We start from the raw sequence: 15,263 nt of genomic DNA, 5'->3' as shown, positions 1-15,263 counted from the left end.
CCTCCAATTTGGAGCTATATGAAAATATTATAGTACAAAAATTGAAAAAAAGAAAATTTTATAAGTTTTACAATACGAAAGAAGTTTTAGATTTAGTAAGAATTGTGTTAAAGTAGCAAAAGGCTAGACTAAAAGTCTGCCGTTTGCTACTTGGATGCAAGGTTTGCCAAGATTAAACTTCGCTATTATACGCGAGCTTCTTCACGGCGGTTTAAGTATGCCCAGTTAGCATCTACTCTCTCTTGCCACTCTTTGATAAGGTATTTATACTCATCTTTAAATAAGTGTTTGAAACGACCTTGTGCTGCAAGATACTCTTCAACCGGTACTACGTTTTTAGGACGGTAAGTGATGTTTAACTCATGTCCGTCAATGATTTCATATAGTGGGAATACTAATGAATCAGTTGAGAGGTCTGTTAACATCATTGTGTCTTTTGGATCGAATTTCCACTCAGTTGTACAAGGTGATACTGCATTGATAAATACAGGACCGTCAACTGCAAAACCGTGTTGGATTTTCTTAACCATATCTTTCCATTTATTTGGAGCAACTTGTGCAGAATATGGGATACCGTGAGCAGCCATAATAGCTACCATATCTTTTTTATTTTGTTTCTCACCATAAGATACACGACCAGCTGGTGTTGTAGTATTACTACCACCGATTGGTGTAGAAGATGAACGTTGACCACCAGTATTTGCATATACTTCGTTATCTAAAACAACGTGCATGATGTTGTGACCACGTTCCATACATCCAGAGATCCATTGGAAACCGATATCGTAAGATGCACCGTCACCAGCGAAAGATACGAATTTAGGGTTACGATCAGGTTGTTTTAGACGACCTTTTGTTTTAAGTGCTTTATACATAGCTTCAGCACCTGCAACTGCAGTTGAACCATTCTCGAAACCGATGTGGATCCAAGAAGCATCCCATGATGTATATGGGTAAACTGCCGTACATACTTCAAGACATCCTGTTGAAGCTGAAAGTACTAAGTCATCGTTTGTAGCATTTAAAACTTCACGAACGATGATAGAGTGAGCACAACCAGGACAAAGAAGGTTTGCACCTTCAAATCTGTCTGCAGAAGTTGAGAACTCTTTTAAGTTTTTAATTTTTTTCATTTCACTCATGATACAATCCTATAAAAATGATAGTTTCGGTCCACGAACACCGATAAACTCTTGTAATGGAGTAGTAACTTTACCCGCATCTACATTTGCTTGAAGCTCAGTATATAGGTCTGTTAAATGTTTCTTAGTTAAGTCACGACCACCAAGACCATAAACTTTACCAGAAAGCATTGGACGAGTTTCTAGGTTATATAAACAACCTGAAATTTCGTTAAATAACATACCTGGAGCACCATTTGGAGAAGAACGGTCAAGTGTTGCAACAGCTTTACAACCTTTAAGCGCTTCTTGGATCTGCATAAATGGGAATGGACGGATTACACGTAAGCCAACTACACCTGCTTTGATCCCTTTTTCTCTCATTTCAGTTGCAACTTCACGAGCAGTTTCAACTGAAGTACCCATACAAACTACTGCTACATCAGCATCGTCCATATCGTATTTTTCAACAATGTTGTATTTACGACCTGAAAGTTTTTCAAATTCATCAAATGCAGTTTGAATTTTTGGTAATACTTTAGTCATAAGGTCGTTGTGTTGACGAGCTTTATGCTCAAAGTGCCAGTCTTCTTCTGTTTGAACACCGTGAGTAACAGGATGCTCAAAGTCAAGCATATCGTTCATTGGTTTAAAGTCACCAACAAAACCGTATGCATCATCATCTTTTAAAGTACGTACACCTTGTGCAGTATGTGAAGTCATGAAACCATCTTGGTGAACCATAGCAGGTAATCTCACATCATGGTCTTCAGATACTTTGAATGCAATGAAGTTTAAATCATATGCATCTTGAGGACAATAAGCATCAAACTGAATCCAACCAGAGTCACGGCCAAGATACATATCTGAATGGTCACCGTTAACGTTAAGTGGAGCAGCAAGTGCACGGTTTACAACGTTAAGTACGATTGGTAAACGCATACCAGATGCTTGGTATAAAGTTTCAACCATTAAAGCGAAACCTTGAGAAGAAGTTGCAGTAGCAACACGCCCACCAGCAGCTGCAGCACCGATACATCCTGACATAGCAGCATGCTCAGACTCAACCATAACGTATTCACCCTCTACATAGTTATCAGCAAGGAACTTCGCGTATCCTTCAACAATTGGAGTAGATGGAGTAATCGGGTATGCAGCAACAACATCAATTTGACATTGTCTCATAGCTTGAGCAGCTGCAAAGTTACCATCCCATACTTCAACTTCTCTTAATTCCATTTTATCAAATGCCATTTAATTCTCCTTGCTTTCTTTCTCTGGCCATCTAGCAATTTCAGTCTCTTCGTCTGCATGCTCTGGGAACATTAAAAGTGATTTAGGGTTTGTAGGACAAACCTCAACACAGATACCACACCCTTTACAGTGATCCATATCTACACCAACCATTTTTTTATCTCTAGAAATAATAGAGATATCCGGACAATAAATCCAACAAAATTGACAATCAATACAATAGTCTTTGTTGAAAACCGGTTTTTCAATTCTCCAGTCTGCAACCGAAGCAGTAAACGAGTTACTTTTAGAGTAATTACGATCCTCTTGTAAAGTTCCGGCGATATCGTCGATACCACCTTCGAAAGAACGTAACATAGCTCCTATTTCAAATTCATTCCAACCTGTATTTGCCATTATACGCTCCTTATTTTACTTCATCATATGCACGCTGAATAGCGATCATATTTGCATCAACAATTTTTTGTGGTAATTTTGCAAGAACTCTTATCATACTTTCTTTAAAGAACTCTATATCATACATACCAGAAATCTTCATTAATGCACCTAACATCGGTGTATTTGGGATAGGACGACCGATTGTTTCTTGTGCAATTTTGATACAGTCAACAGTATAAACTTCTTTATCAGCTAATTTTGGTTGAGAAGCTTTTAACTCTTCAGTAGTCATGTGAGTTGTAATAATATACTTTGTTGTATCTTTATGGTTGATAGTTACATCAGATGTGTAAACTAATGCCGGGTCGATCACTAATACATAATCAGGTTCCATGTATTTCTCGTGATTCATAATCACACTGTCATCAACACGATTATATGCAGTCATTGCCGCACCGCGTTTTGCCGAACCATAAAATGCGAATGCCTGTACATGTTTACCAGTTGTAGAAATAACGTCCGCTAAACCTTTAGCACCTGTAACGGCACCTTGACCAGCACGACTATGCCATCTGATTTCTAGCATAAATTCTCCTTAATCTTTCCCGAGAAAAGCTGACTTTTCTCAATACTTTTAGATGGTAGTATTTTAGAGAAGATGCACTTAAATATAGCTTGAAAATATAATATATATTAGTTTACAAGTTTTTAGTGTGTTTCTTTTACACGCTTTAAATATTCTATAGCTTCAAGAGAGTTATTAAATATTGTTGAAGTATATTGTTTTAGGGTATTTTCCATACCGTATCCACACAACACACCAATCCCGTTAACCAAGGCATTCTGCGCACTTATGAGGTCTAATTCCGTATCACCGATCATCCAGATATCTTTAGTTGTTATATCTTCGAAAGCAGACAAAGCTTTTTGAATAGGTTCGGCGTGAGGTTTTGGATTTTCTACATCTTCACGCCCGATTAATACTCGAAATTTATCCATTACGCCAAAATGTTCCATTAAAACTCTAGAATATTTACCTGTTTTTGTTGTCACGATACCCAGTTCGGCAAATTCGCTCGCTAATAATATTGCTTCTCTTGCCAAAGGTAAAAGTTCCGTTTTTTGAGTAGAAATTTTTCTATAATGTTCTTTATAAGTATCTACAAAATCCCATACCTTTTCCTCTGGTGCTCCAAGCTCGGCAAACATTACATCTAAGGGATGTCCGATAAGTGCTTTGATCTCTTCATCACTCGGATGAGTATGATTATGAGTTTCAAATGAATGATGGAAACCTTCTAAAATAGCTTCTGTAGAATCTATAAGGGTTCCGTCCAAATCAAAAAGTATTATCAAATTATTTCTCCCATTCTATATAGTTGTGCCATATACCGCCTAGTGCAGGCTTAATGTTTTTAATATCTTTATTTACTGCTGTTATCGAGTTTGGAATATATAAAAAAAGATACGGATTGTCATGGGTGATGATAGAAAACATTTCCTGCCAGCTTTTTGCCAATGCTTCTCTGTCAACCATAGACTGAGTTTTTTCAATCATCGAATCAATCTTTTTATTTTTATACCCTACAAGATTAAAACCGCCTACTTTATCGTTATCGCTATGCCAGAACATATATGGATCCGGTGTAGGTGATAATCCCCATCCAAGTAGTACCGTGTCAAACTTATGCGGGAAAACGACAGTGTTTAAAAAAGCCTGCCACTCCATTACACGCAGTTTTACAATAACCCCAGCACGAGCTAACTGGTTCTGTAGGATCTCTGCCGCATATGGTCTTATAGAACTTGAATTGGATGTTGCGATCTCAAAAGTAAAAGGGTTTTTCTCATCATAGCCTGCACTTTTGAGTAAGCGTTTTGCTTCATTTATATCTTGTTTCGGTGCTTTTACGTTTTCGTTAAACGCTGCACTACCAGGTAAAAAAGGTCCTGTACAAACTTTTGCATGTTGAAAAAAAAGAATATCTACAAGTTCTTGTCTGTTAATTGCTAGAGAAAGTGCTTTACGAACATTGGGGTCTTGAAACTTCTTTTTTCTTAGGTTAAACCCTAAATATGTATATGATAAAGCGATCTTTTCATAAATATTAAACTTCTCGAAGAACTCTTTGTTTAATTGTCTTTCATACGCCATTGGTTCAAGTGAACCAAGGTCAAGCTTTGCAGATTTCAGCATCAAAAAACTTGTCATTGAATCTGCAATCACATGAAAAGCAATCTTGTCAATTTTTGCCCGGCCTTCAAAGTATTCATCAAAAGCACTCAGTTCAATGTCTTTAGAAAACTCCAGCTTCTCAAGTTTATAAGCTCCTGTTCCAATTGGATGAGTATTGAACTTAGAATTCATAATATTTTGGTCATCTTTTAAAATATGTTCGGGGATTATACCCATCATCCAAGTCTCTAATGCTTTGAAATAAGGTTTTGTATATTTGACTTCAACTGTATATTTATCGAGAACTTTTACATCTGAAACAAATCTAAATCCTGCGCTATATGGTGAAGATATTTTATCTGAGATCAAAGTTTTATAAGTAAAGAGGACATCTTTGGCGGTGAACTCTTCACCATCATGCCACTTTACTCCATGCTTCAACTCAAATACCAGTGTTTTATTATCTTTGAAATAATAATTTTTTGCCAGATCGCCAATTATCTCTTTGTTATCTTTGTCATATTTGAGAAGTCCATTGAAAATAAAACCCGCTATCTCTCCTGAGCTAGAGTCTGTTGCAAGTAAAGGATTCAGCCTTGAAGGGTTTGCTGAAGTTGCAAGATGAAGTGTTGATGCTAATAGATTAAATGTAAAAATAAATATTATAAGAAATTTCATTGGAGAATTATATACAAAAAATTTAAAAGGGAAAATAGAAAGAAAGGATATCCAGAGAAAATCCTCTGGATAGAAAAGTGTTCGAAAAAACGATTAACGTTTTGAGAACTGGCGAGAACGACGTGCTTTTCTTTTACCTGGTTTTTTACGTTCAACAACACGTGAATCACGAGTCATCATACCTTCAGGTTTAAGGATAGCTTTTAACTCTGGGTTAAATTTTACTAAAGCACGAGAAATTCCGTGACGAAGTGCGTCAGCTTGACCACCGAAACCACCACCTAAAGTAGTTGCTACGATATCTACAGCTTCATCTTGTTTAGTAATGTTTAATGGTTGTTTTACACGAAGTTTTTTCGCTTCAAGACCACCTAAAAACGCATCTAAAGAAAGACCGTTTACAGTGATTTTACCGCTACCTGGAGTTAACCATACTTTTGCTACTGAGCTCTTACGACGACCTGTTGCATAAATTTTGTTTGCCATTATATTAGTCCTTACTTAGCAATTTGTGCAGTGTGAGGATGTTCAGCACCTGCATAAACTTTTAATTTTTTAAGCATTTTTGCACCAAGCTTAGTTTTAGGAAGCATACCGCGAGTAGCTAATTTGTATAGTTTCTCAGGGTTTTTCTCTAAAAGCTCAGTCATTTTAACGCTTTTTGTGCTACCGAAGTAACCAGAGTGTGAGTGGTACTCTTTGTTAGCAATTTTGTCTAAACCTTTGAATGTAGCTTTAGAAGCGTTGATGATAACTACATAGTCACCACAGTCAATATTTGGAGTATAACAAGGTTTGTTTTTACCACGAAGGATAGTTGCAACTTCAGTGATTAAACGACCAAAAGTTTTACCCTCTGCATCGATTAAAACCCATTTTTGATCGATTTGTTCAGCAGAAGCAATTTTAGTAAATTTCATTCTTGAACCTTTCAAGTTTTATATTTTAGTGGTGGAAGTATAGTCATAAAAACTTATATTTTGTTTAAATTAAGTAATTTTTAATAAAGTTTTACTTAATTTCAGTTTTCATTAAGCTGTAGTGATTTTCTCTAAAATTATACTCAAAAATCACCAATATTACAAATTGTAACATATCGTTATATTTTAAAAGATATAATGAACTTTTTTACAATATCGTTATATTTTTTTGTATACTACGAAAAATTACCTCTATATAGGACACGATATGTTTATAATAAAGAAAAAACTACACTTATTAAGTACAATCACATCTATCGCACTCTTATCTGGTGCTCTTCAAGCAAATGAACCTGAAGTTCGTTCTGCGATTAAAGCAAATGGACAAATGGTCTATTTTGAGAAACAAAAAAAAGCGAATAGTTTGACTGATATGCTTAAAGAAGGAAATTTTTATGGAAGACTACGTAATAACAATTTCTACTTTTGGTACGATGACTCTACAAGCAACACTCATTTTATTAGTGGACTAGGTGCTAGTCTTGTTTACAAAAGTGCAGACTATAATGGTTTTGATTTTACAATAGCAGGATATGGTGCACGTGCTTTTTTTAGTGAAACACAGGATAATGTAAATACTATTAAAGCAGGTAAAGATCTATTCAGCCGTTTTAACTATGTAAATACTGGTTCAAAATCTCTTTATACATTTGCTCAAGCAAATATTGCGTATAAAATTTCAAAAACAAAACTAATTGCAGGTAGACAACTTGTTGAAACTTTTTATACAAAGTCTAATGATACAAAAATGATTCCAAACAGTTTTGACGGTGTTGTTATTGAGTCAAAAGATATTCAAGATTCAAAACTAAAAGTTGCTTACCTTGCTAAACAAAAACTTAGAGATCATCAAGATTCACATTCGGTTTTAATGTACGGTGATGCAAGTTCTTCATCATCAATTCATCCTGAATGGAATCAAAATGATGATTCGGCAATGCATAAAGGTTTAACATATACAGCATTAAGCACAGCAGGAAAATCAACAAGTGCACCGCTTATCGTACTTGATTTTCAAAACAACTCTGTAAAAGATCTACAAATCAATTTTGCATCGTACGTAGTTCCTGAACTTCTCTCACAAACAATGGGTGAAGTAAACTACAATATGAACCTTGGAGGTTTTTCTGTTACTCCGGGTGTGAGATATATCCACCAGTTTGATAACGGTGCAGGTGCTGTCGGCGGCGCTTCACTTACTGGAAGCACAAGCGGATATAAGAGTCCTAACTCTTTAAAAGCGGATATGATTGCAGCGAGAATCGTAACAAAAATTGATGATTATAAAATCAATTTAGGATATACAAATATTTTAGATAAAGCGGATCTTGTAACTCCATGGAGAGGTTTCCCGACTGCAGGCTATACAAGAAGTATGGGTATTTATAACTGGAGAGCAAATACAAAAAGCTATAGACTTGAACTTGTAAAAGGTGATAACAAAACAGGTATTTACAAAAACGGATTTTTCCAAACATCTGTTTTATATGTAGACGGAGATAAAACAAAGTCAGAAAGTGATAAAATGTTTTACTATTTCGGATATATTAAAAACCTGGCATCAGCTCCTCAGTTCCAATACCGTTTTAGACTTGGTTATAACGACTACATTAAAGATGACAAGACTAAAACAGATTTTATTGACTCGAGATTAGAGTTAAATTATACATTCTAGGAAACCATATGAGTAACTTTATAGCTGAGATCACTGAGATAGAGTCCATTCAAACTCTTCACCGTGTCCAACTTTTATGTAAAGAGCATACACTCTCCATGATCTCCTTGGAGCTTACTCCCCACATCCAAGTGGGCACAAAAGTACAGCTTTATGTAAAGTCTACAAATATTATTATCTCTCGAGAGAAAAACAGCGATATCAGTATTGCAAACCAGTTGAAAACGACTATACTCTCGATCAATTACGGCAGTGTTTTAACAACGCTTAAACTTGATTTTTCAGGTATTATTTTAGAATCTATGATTACAACTAAACAGGCAAAAAAACTCAATTTACAAGAGAGGGGAATAGTCTATGCATTCATTAATGAAAGTGACCTTTCTCTTTCTTTAGTGGAGTAATAGATGTTCGGTATTGATTTTGAACCATTTTTTCTTTCGTTTAAACTTGCAGCTATTACAACATTGGTGCTGTTTGTAATCTCACTTCCTTTTGCATGGTATCTTTCGCAAACCCGCTCGAAAATCAAACCATTTTTAGAAAGTGTAACGGCTCTTCCTATAGTGCTGCCACCTTCCGTACTCGGGTTTTATCTTTTAGTGGCACTCTCACAAAATTCACCTATAGGCGCTTTCTTTGAAAATGTTTTTGATGTAAAACTTGTGTTTTCATTTACCGGTTTAGTGATTGCAAGTGCTTTTTATTCTATGCCATTTATGCTCCAACCTTTACAAGGTGGATTTGAATCTTTAAATAAAAACATGATTGAAGCAAGTTATATAGCTGGAAAAAACAAAACTCAAACTCTTTTATATGTAGCATTGCCAAATATCAAGCCGGCACTCCTTACTGCTCTAATAGTCACATTTGCTCATACTGTAGGTGAGTTTGGTGTCGTACTTATGGTTGGTGGAAGTATTCCTGGTGAGACGAAGGTTGCATCAGTTGCGATCTATGAAATGGTAGAGATTATGGACTATTCAATGGCTCATATCTATTCGGCAATAATGGTTACTATTAGCTTTGTAGTACTGTTAAGTGTTTATATTTTTAATCGCAGATATCAAAAGAAGATCGGTATACATTAATGGTTCAATTAAATATAACTAAACAACTTCAAGGCTCTCAGGGAGATATGCAGCTCCTTGTGGATCTCAACATCAAACAAGGGGAGTTTGTAGCCCTCAGTGGAAAAAGCGGGAGCGGTAAAACGACACTGCTTAGAATTCTTGCCGGTCTTGAAGAAGCACAGGGAAATATTACTGTCGATCAAAACAGCTGGCTAGATCAAAAACACAAATTACCACCGCAAAAGAGAGAGATAGGTTTTGTATTTCAAGACTATGCACTTTTTCCTAATATGAGTGTACTTGAGAACCTTCTATTTGTTCAAAAAGACAGAGAACTTGCAGAACATCTTTTAGAAGTAACGGAACTGACAGAACTTCAAGACAGACTGCCAAACCAACTCAGCGGTGGGCAAAAGCAGCGTGTGGCACTGTGTCGATCACTGATGAACAGACCAAAAATTCTTTTACTTGATGAACCGCTCTCAGCACTAGATCCGACAATGCGTACAAAACTGCAAAACGAGATTTTAGCCTTACATAAAGAGTTTAACATTACGACGATCATGGTAAGTCACGATCCAAGTGAGATCTATCGTTTAGCTTCTCGTGTCATAGTATTGAATCACGGTTCAATTGAAGCTGACGGTATACCGAAAAATATCCTTTTAAAAACACAGGGAAGTGCTAAATTTTCATTTCACGGAGAGCTTTTAGACATCATTAAGGTGGATGTCATCAATGTTGCCGTCATCTCGATCGGACAACAGCTTGTGGAAGTAGTTGTAAGTGATGAAGAGGTAAAAAATCTTCAAATAGGTCAAGTGCTAAGTGTCAGTACAAAAGCATTTTCACCGATGCTGAACAACTAAACTTTTACGATCTTTACATCATCACTTAAGAGGTAGCACAAATACCCTTCTACCTCTTGATTTGTAATCTCTTCAACTGCTTTGATATAACTTTTTACCTGTTTTATATATTCTTTGTGAAAGTGTTCACCCGTCTTGTAATCAATAATCATCCATTTGTCCTCTTTTTTTACAAGCAGGTCTATATAACGCAGATTATTTTTATATTTAAGCCCTTTTTCTTTGTAACACTCACCATGCACAAGTTCTGCAAACTGATTATTTTCTAAAAGCTGTTTTACTCTTTTTTCGATTTCGGCAAACTCGTGTTCCTCTAAAGCAAAACCGAATTTGTTTTCCGTCATAGAGAGCGCACTTGGCAATGACTCTGTAGTAAACTCCTCTAGCATCTCCAAAGTATAGTGGGTTGCCAAACCGAAGTTGATACTTGCTAAGTCTTCCTCTTTCTCCTCTTCATATGCCAAAATCTCAACTTGCGTGCCGTAATAAAAGTCTCGGTAGTTCATCTTTTCATAGACTACTGGTGCTTTTTGCTCTTTTGGTGCAAGTTTTAAAGTGCCGAAACTTCCGTCTGAGAGTTCCAAAAGGTCAAAAAGGGAATCTTTTGTTTTTTTGATGATAAACAGGTTTTCTCTCGCCCTTGTAAAGGCAACATACAAACCGTTTAAACTGTCTTCTTCGATCAGAGTTTTCTCTTTTGCAAGCGCTTCTGCGTATTCAGGATCAAGTAAATCTCTATTTTTAATACGCAAGTAGATACTTTGCAGCTCAATTCCCTCATATTTGTAAATGATGCTGTCTCTAGGTGCAGGAGCTTTTTTAAGTCTGTCCATCACGATAACGTGCTCGTACTCGAGACCTTTAGACTTATGGATAGTAAGCACCCTCACCCCGCTGATGTCACTTGCCGCTGCAGAGATCTCAAGACGTTCATATTCAAAAAGCAGTGCCTCAATATCTTGATAATTTTGCAGTGCTGTAATAAAGCGCATCAAGTGAAAATCATCTTCAAACAGTTTATATTTATCGATAGCAGATTTTACTACATCAACCAGTTTTACCCTGCTAAAATCAACTCTTTCTATCACTTCAACTTCACGCCCAAGCAAGGCAAAAAAGTTATGTTTGTAAATCTCTTCTTGAAAATAGAGATATTTCAAGTATTCAAGAACTGCTTTTACGGCTCTTTGATTAATTAGCTTAGTTGTAGTCTCAGTTACAACATCAATCTTCTTCTCAGTTAAAAGATTTTTGATCTCTTCCCCGTCACCGTTTGTCGCACAGAGTATTGCGATCTCATCTACATCTGCACCTTTTTCTAAAAGTTCCTGCACTTGAGTGAGTGTTGCCTCTAAAACTTCATCATCTGTCGTAATTGAAACATAACCACCTGTAACATCTTCACGTACTAACTGCGGTGTGTAGTTTTTAATCTTGTTTATAAAAGTGTTGTTGACAAACTCTACTACTTCTTTTTGTGAACGATAGTTCACACGCAGTTTTTCGATCTGTGTATTGTTCTGTTTTGCAACCTCACCAAATAAAGCCGAAACACCACCACGGAACCTGTAAATAGACTGCTTTACATCCCCAACGAAAAAGAAACTGCCGTTTTCAGCTACACCGTTTCCTGATGTGATTTCATTAATGAGCGGCTTTAAAATTTCGTATTGAATGATACTCGTATCTTGAAACTCATCAAGCAGCATATGCTCGATCGTTGCATCTATTCTAAAATATAAAAACTCACTGTCATCCAGACGATGTAGTATCTCATATACTAACAGTGTTACGTCAGAGAAACTCAGTTCACTGTCATCTACATAAAGTGCTTTTTTCGATTTTTTATAGATTGCAACAAGTTCATTAAGGGCATAAAAAAAGTTTTGCTCTTTTTGGGCAAAATACTCCTGCACACACTCCTGAATAATCGTCAGGTTATAATCCATATCTGGCGTAAAACACTTTTTAAATACCCAGTAATCCAAAGTATCTTTATACACCCAGGTGGTATTTAACAACTCTTCAAAACTATCCAGATTTACAGCTTTTTGCAAAGTAGCCGATGCCCCTTTACAAGAAGCTACAATCTTTTTAATATTCTCTAACGCTTCGAGTGCCCTCGCCTCATAACTTTTCTCATACAAACGTTTATAACTAAAGTTAGCAAGTTCCTCTTTTTTCTCATAAAACTGATTTAAAAGACTGAAAATATCGGTAACTCTTTTTTTTGATTCAAGTGAAAGTTCGATCAGAGTATTTCGTTTATTTGCCACACTTACTTCAGATAAAAATCTGCTTAGAAGTTTTAGCTCATGTTGAGAAGATGCGGTTGTAAAGTCAGGCATCAAGGAGGTGTATAGTGAAAACTTGCGAAGTACTTTTGTAAAGAAACTGTCAATCGTCATAATCTTCGTATTTGCGTTTAGAAACTCTTTTAGGATCTGATCTCTTTGCGCAAGAAGCTGCTCTTGTGAAAAACCTGTCACTTTTACAATCTCGCAAAGTTCACCTCTGCTTTCAAGCTCTTCAAGTGTCTCGACAATACGCTCACTCATCTCTGCTGCCGCTTTGTTGGTAAAAGTAAGTGCTAATATTTTGCTTGGATCAGCCCCTTGAAAAAGCAATGACAAGTAACGCACGACAAGCATAAAAGTCTTTCCGCTTCCCGCACTTGCTTCATAGGCTAAATTATTTATAAATCCAGACATAGCTACTCTCTACCACACATAATTTTATAAGGGCAATACAAACAGTTCTTTGTATCTTCACATTTCTCAACTTCGATCGACTCCACCATTAAAAGGTCTTTAATGTTTGCCTGCAGGAGTGCCATCTTCTCATCCAAAAAGGTTTCATTCACGATCTTGCACTCTTTGAGATCATAAAAACCGCACTCAGACACATTACCCAGTTTAGAAGCCAGCAATGTATAAAACTCTAACTGAAAGTCTGTCGCTTCAGTGACACTGTTTTTAGTGTACATTGCATAAGAACCCGTTTTATAGTCAAGTACACTTAACTCTCCATCACGTACGTCTACTCTATCAATGATACCGCTGAGTATTACACCCTCATACTCCACCTCTAAAGGTTTTTCAGTAGCAAGTACGCTATAGCCCTCTGCAAAGCGTTTGATCTCAGTTTTACAAAATTTCTCCAAGATCTTTTTTTGCATTGCGATCTGATAGCGGATAAACTCGTTATCCTCGCAAACGCTGTCAAGCTCTTTTTCAAGATCACGCTGTAGTTCGTTTAGATCACTGTAAAAACTTTTTTTAGTGTATAAACTGCATAATGCACGGTGAACGTGGTCCCCTATTTCATACTCCTCCGGAATATCTTTTGGAATCTTATGGTCATTCAATCTTTGAACATATTGCAAATAAAATTTGCGTTTACAAGTAAGATAAGTTTTTAATTTCGTATTTGAAAGTTTTTGATTTCTAAAACTGTACGGCACTACAATATTTTCTTCATTTTGCTCTTTTGAAGTGTTTCTTTGAAAGAGTACAGATGCGTACTGATGCTCATCATAGTTTTTTGTTTCATTGATGTGGAGTTGTTTTAAAAATCTGCTCGGATTTGCATCGGCACTTTTTACATACGAGATTGCAACTTCTTTAGCGTTTAATATCAACATATTGTAATAATGTTTTTGGAGGTTTTCGCGATCATTCATTGTAGGAAGCTGTGCATATTCTCTAATCTTTGTGTTTAGAAACATATCTTTATCGCTTTTTTTAGGAACTACACCTTCATTGAAATCTACAATAATTACACCGTCAAATGCAATTCCACGACTCTCTAAAACTCCCATTACAGTAATCTTACCGCCTCGCACATCATCAATAGAACTTTTAGCAAGTCTTTGCATAAACAAGTTTAAAATAGATTTTGAACCCATATCCTGCATGAACGGCAATACTTTTAAAAAGCTGTACAACTCTTGATCATAGATCTTTAACTCTGTTTTATCACCGATAAACTCTCGAATCTTGTAAAAACACTCCTCAATCACTTTAAAATCATTACGGGCAGCATACATCTCCAAAATAATCTCTGTAAGTTCTCTGCCAAAACGTCGAGAACGATGTGTATTTTCCTGAGAGTCCTGCTCTAATGCTTTTACATTTGCATCAAGTAGTGTATAAATCTTGCTCTGTTTAAAAGAGCTCCCCATTGCAAAGTTAAAGTTTGATTTCTCATCAAAACTTTTTAGTAATTCCGCTTTAGATTCGTTCGGAAGTATTACTGCAATCTTTTCAGGCTCATGTCTCTTTTGAATGAATTCGTACACTTTCTTTTTTATAAATGCTATCTGTAAAAGGTCCTCACTGAAACTTTCACACGACACATTTTTAATGGTTTCGATTTTTGTTTGTGCAATTATTGCTTTTGTTGTCAGATTTAAAAGATATTCATAGCCGCTTTGAAGTTCAAAACCAAACTCTTCAAACTTTTGCTGCATCTTATGATTAAAAGGTGTGGCAAAAAACCTTATCTGTAACTCAAGCTGCAGGGCAGTTTGTTCCAGAAGTTCTATTTCAAAGTTTGTGAGATATCCGTCTAAATTGATCGTAACACTTTTCGTAGCTTTTAAAAATCCCTGGTTAAAACTATACAGCTTCGGCAAAAAGATTTTATCTAGTACTTTCTTTTCGTTACACAAAGCTTCATATCGATGATATAACTCTTCTAAAATTGTAATATGTTCTTCATATTCTGCGTATAAATCCGCATTACGTAGATTGTTGATATCATATAGTTCTGCACTCAACTCTTCAAAAAATTTAAAAATATAAGAGCTGTTTTTTGTAAATGTAAAAAAATTACGTTCAATCTGAAGTTTTTCAAATGCTTTAAAATCAGATGCCTGAAGCAATAATAATATACGACTGTCATCATCTATATATTTATACCCATGGACTATGCATAACTTTGATATAAACTCACTCATAGTTATATAGCTTGGTAAGAAAAGTGTTTGATTTTTGTTTTTTAGTTGCTCGTGCCTGATAGCACGAGAAGAAGAAAAAACTATGGTTGTATTATCCAT

The 15,263-nt window shown here is 35.9% G+C and carries 14 protein-coding genes; 4 read left to right on the top strand and 10 right to left on the bottom strand.

The features are described from left to right. Positions 1-185: 185 nt before the first annotated feature. From P6N22_RS04960 to rplM, 8 genes are all read right to left on the bottom strand, one after another. Positions 186-1,142: a thiamine pyrophosphate-dependent enzyme gene (locus tag P6N22_RS04960; protein ID WP_280330742.1), complete on the bottom strand. Its 957-nt coding sequence runs from the start codon at positions 1,140-1,142 to the stop codon at positions 186-188. 9 nt (positions 1,143-1,151) lie between these two features. Next, positions 1,152-2,375: a 2-oxoacid:ferredoxin oxidoreductase subunit alpha gene (locus tag P6N22_RS04955; RefSeq protein ID WP_280330741.1), complete on the bottom strand. Its 1,224-nt coding sequence runs from the start codon at positions 2,373-2,375 to the stop codon at positions 1,152-1,154. Continuing rightward, the gene (locus P6N22_RS04950) at positions 2,376-2,771 is read right to left on the bottom strand and encodes a 4Fe-4S dicluster-binding protein (protein ID WP_280330739.1); all 396 of its coding nucleotides are present in this window, start codon (positions 2,769-2,771) and stop codon (positions 2,376-2,378) included. A gap of 10 nt (positions 2,772-2,781) precedes the next feature. Continuing rightward, positions 2,782-3,339 carry a pyruvate flavodoxin oxidoreductase subunit gamma gene (locus P6N22_RS04945; protein ID WP_280330738.1) on the bottom strand — a complete coding sequence of 186 codons (558 nt, stop codon included), beginning with the start codon at positions 3,337-3,339 and terminating at the stop codon, positions 2,782-2,784. Between the two features lie 122 nt (positions 3,340-3,461). Beyond that, positions 3,462-4,109, bottom strand: coding sequence for an HAD-IA family hydrolase (locus P6N22_RS04940; protein WP_280330736.1), 648 nt, complete (start codon positions 4,107-4,109; stop codon positions 3,462-3,464). Position 4,110: 1 nt separating this feature from the next. Then, complete coding sequence (locus P6N22_RS04935) at positions 4,111-5,607, bottom strand: peptide-binding protein (RefSeq protein WP_280330734.1); 1,497 nt, start codon at positions 5,605-5,607, stop codon at positions 4,111-4,113. Between the two features lie 93 nt (positions 5,608-5,700). Continuing rightward, positions 5,701-6,093, bottom strand: a complete 393-nt coding sequence (rpsI, locus tag P6N22_RS04930; RefSeq protein ID WP_280330732.1) for a 30S ribosomal protein S9 — start codon at positions 6,091-6,093, stop codon at positions 5,701-5,703. Positions 6,094-6,104: 11 nt separating this feature from the next. Then, positions 6,105-6,527, bottom strand: coding sequence for a 50S ribosomal protein L13 (rplM, locus tag P6N22_RS04925; RefSeq protein ID WP_280330731.1), 423 nt, complete (start codon positions 6,525-6,527; stop codon positions 6,105-6,107). A gap of 268 nt (positions 6,528-6,795) precedes the next feature. Here rplM and P6N22_RS04920 point away from each other — a divergent pair, with 268 nt between their 5' ends. From P6N22_RS04920 to P6N22_RS04905, 4 genes are read left to right on the top strand one after another with little or no spacing between them, the layout of a single operon-like run. After that, the gene (locus P6N22_RS04920) at positions 6,796-8,262 is read left to right on the top strand and encodes an OprD family outer membrane porin (RefSeq protein ID WP_280330729.1); all 1,467 of its coding nucleotides are present in this window, start codon (positions 6,796-6,798) and stop codon (positions 8,260-8,262) included. Between the two features lie 8 nt (positions 8,263-8,270). After that, the gene (locus P6N22_RS04915) at positions 8,271-8,666 is read left to right on the top strand and encodes a TOBE domain-containing protein (RefSeq protein WP_280330727.1); all 396 of its coding nucleotides are present in this window, start codon (positions 8,271-8,273) and stop codon (positions 8,664-8,666) included. A 3-nt stretch (positions 8,667-8,669) separates the two neighbouring features. Beyond that, positions 8,670-9,353, top strand: a complete 684-nt coding sequence (gene modB, locus P6N22_RS04910) for a molybdate ABC transporter permease subunit (RefSeq protein ID WP_280330725.1) — start codon at positions 8,670-8,672, stop codon at positions 9,351-9,353. Next, positions 9,353-10,204, top strand: coding sequence for an ATP-binding cassette domain-containing protein (locus P6N22_RS04905; protein ID WP_280330723.1), 852 nt, complete (start codon positions 9,353-9,355; stop codon positions 10,202-10,204). Before modB ends, P6N22_RS04905 begins: the two co-directional genes overlap by 1 nt. Here P6N22_RS04905 and P6N22_RS04900 read toward each other — a convergent pair. After that, entirely contained in the window at positions 10,201-12,915 is a 2,715-nt protein-coding gene (locus tag P6N22_RS04900) for a RecB-like helicase (RefSeq protein WP_280330722.1), read from the bottom strand. The two genes, P6N22_RS04905 and P6N22_RS04900, sit on opposite strands and share 4 nt — an antisense overlap. 2 nt (positions 12,916-12,917) lie before the next feature. Continuing rightward, entirely contained in the window at positions 12,918-15,263 is a 2,346-nt protein-coding gene (locus tag P6N22_RS04895) for a PD-(D/E)XK nuclease family protein (protein WP_280330720.1), read from the bottom strand.

It is taken from the genome of Sulfurimonas sp. C5, from assembly GCF_029872055.1.
Classification (GTDB): Bacteria; Campylobacterota; Campylobacteria; order Campylobacterales; family Sulfurimonadaceae; genus Sulfurimonas.
The sequence above is the reverse complement of the archived record's forward strand: the minus strand, read 5'-3'. Positions and strand labels throughout refer to the sequence as shown.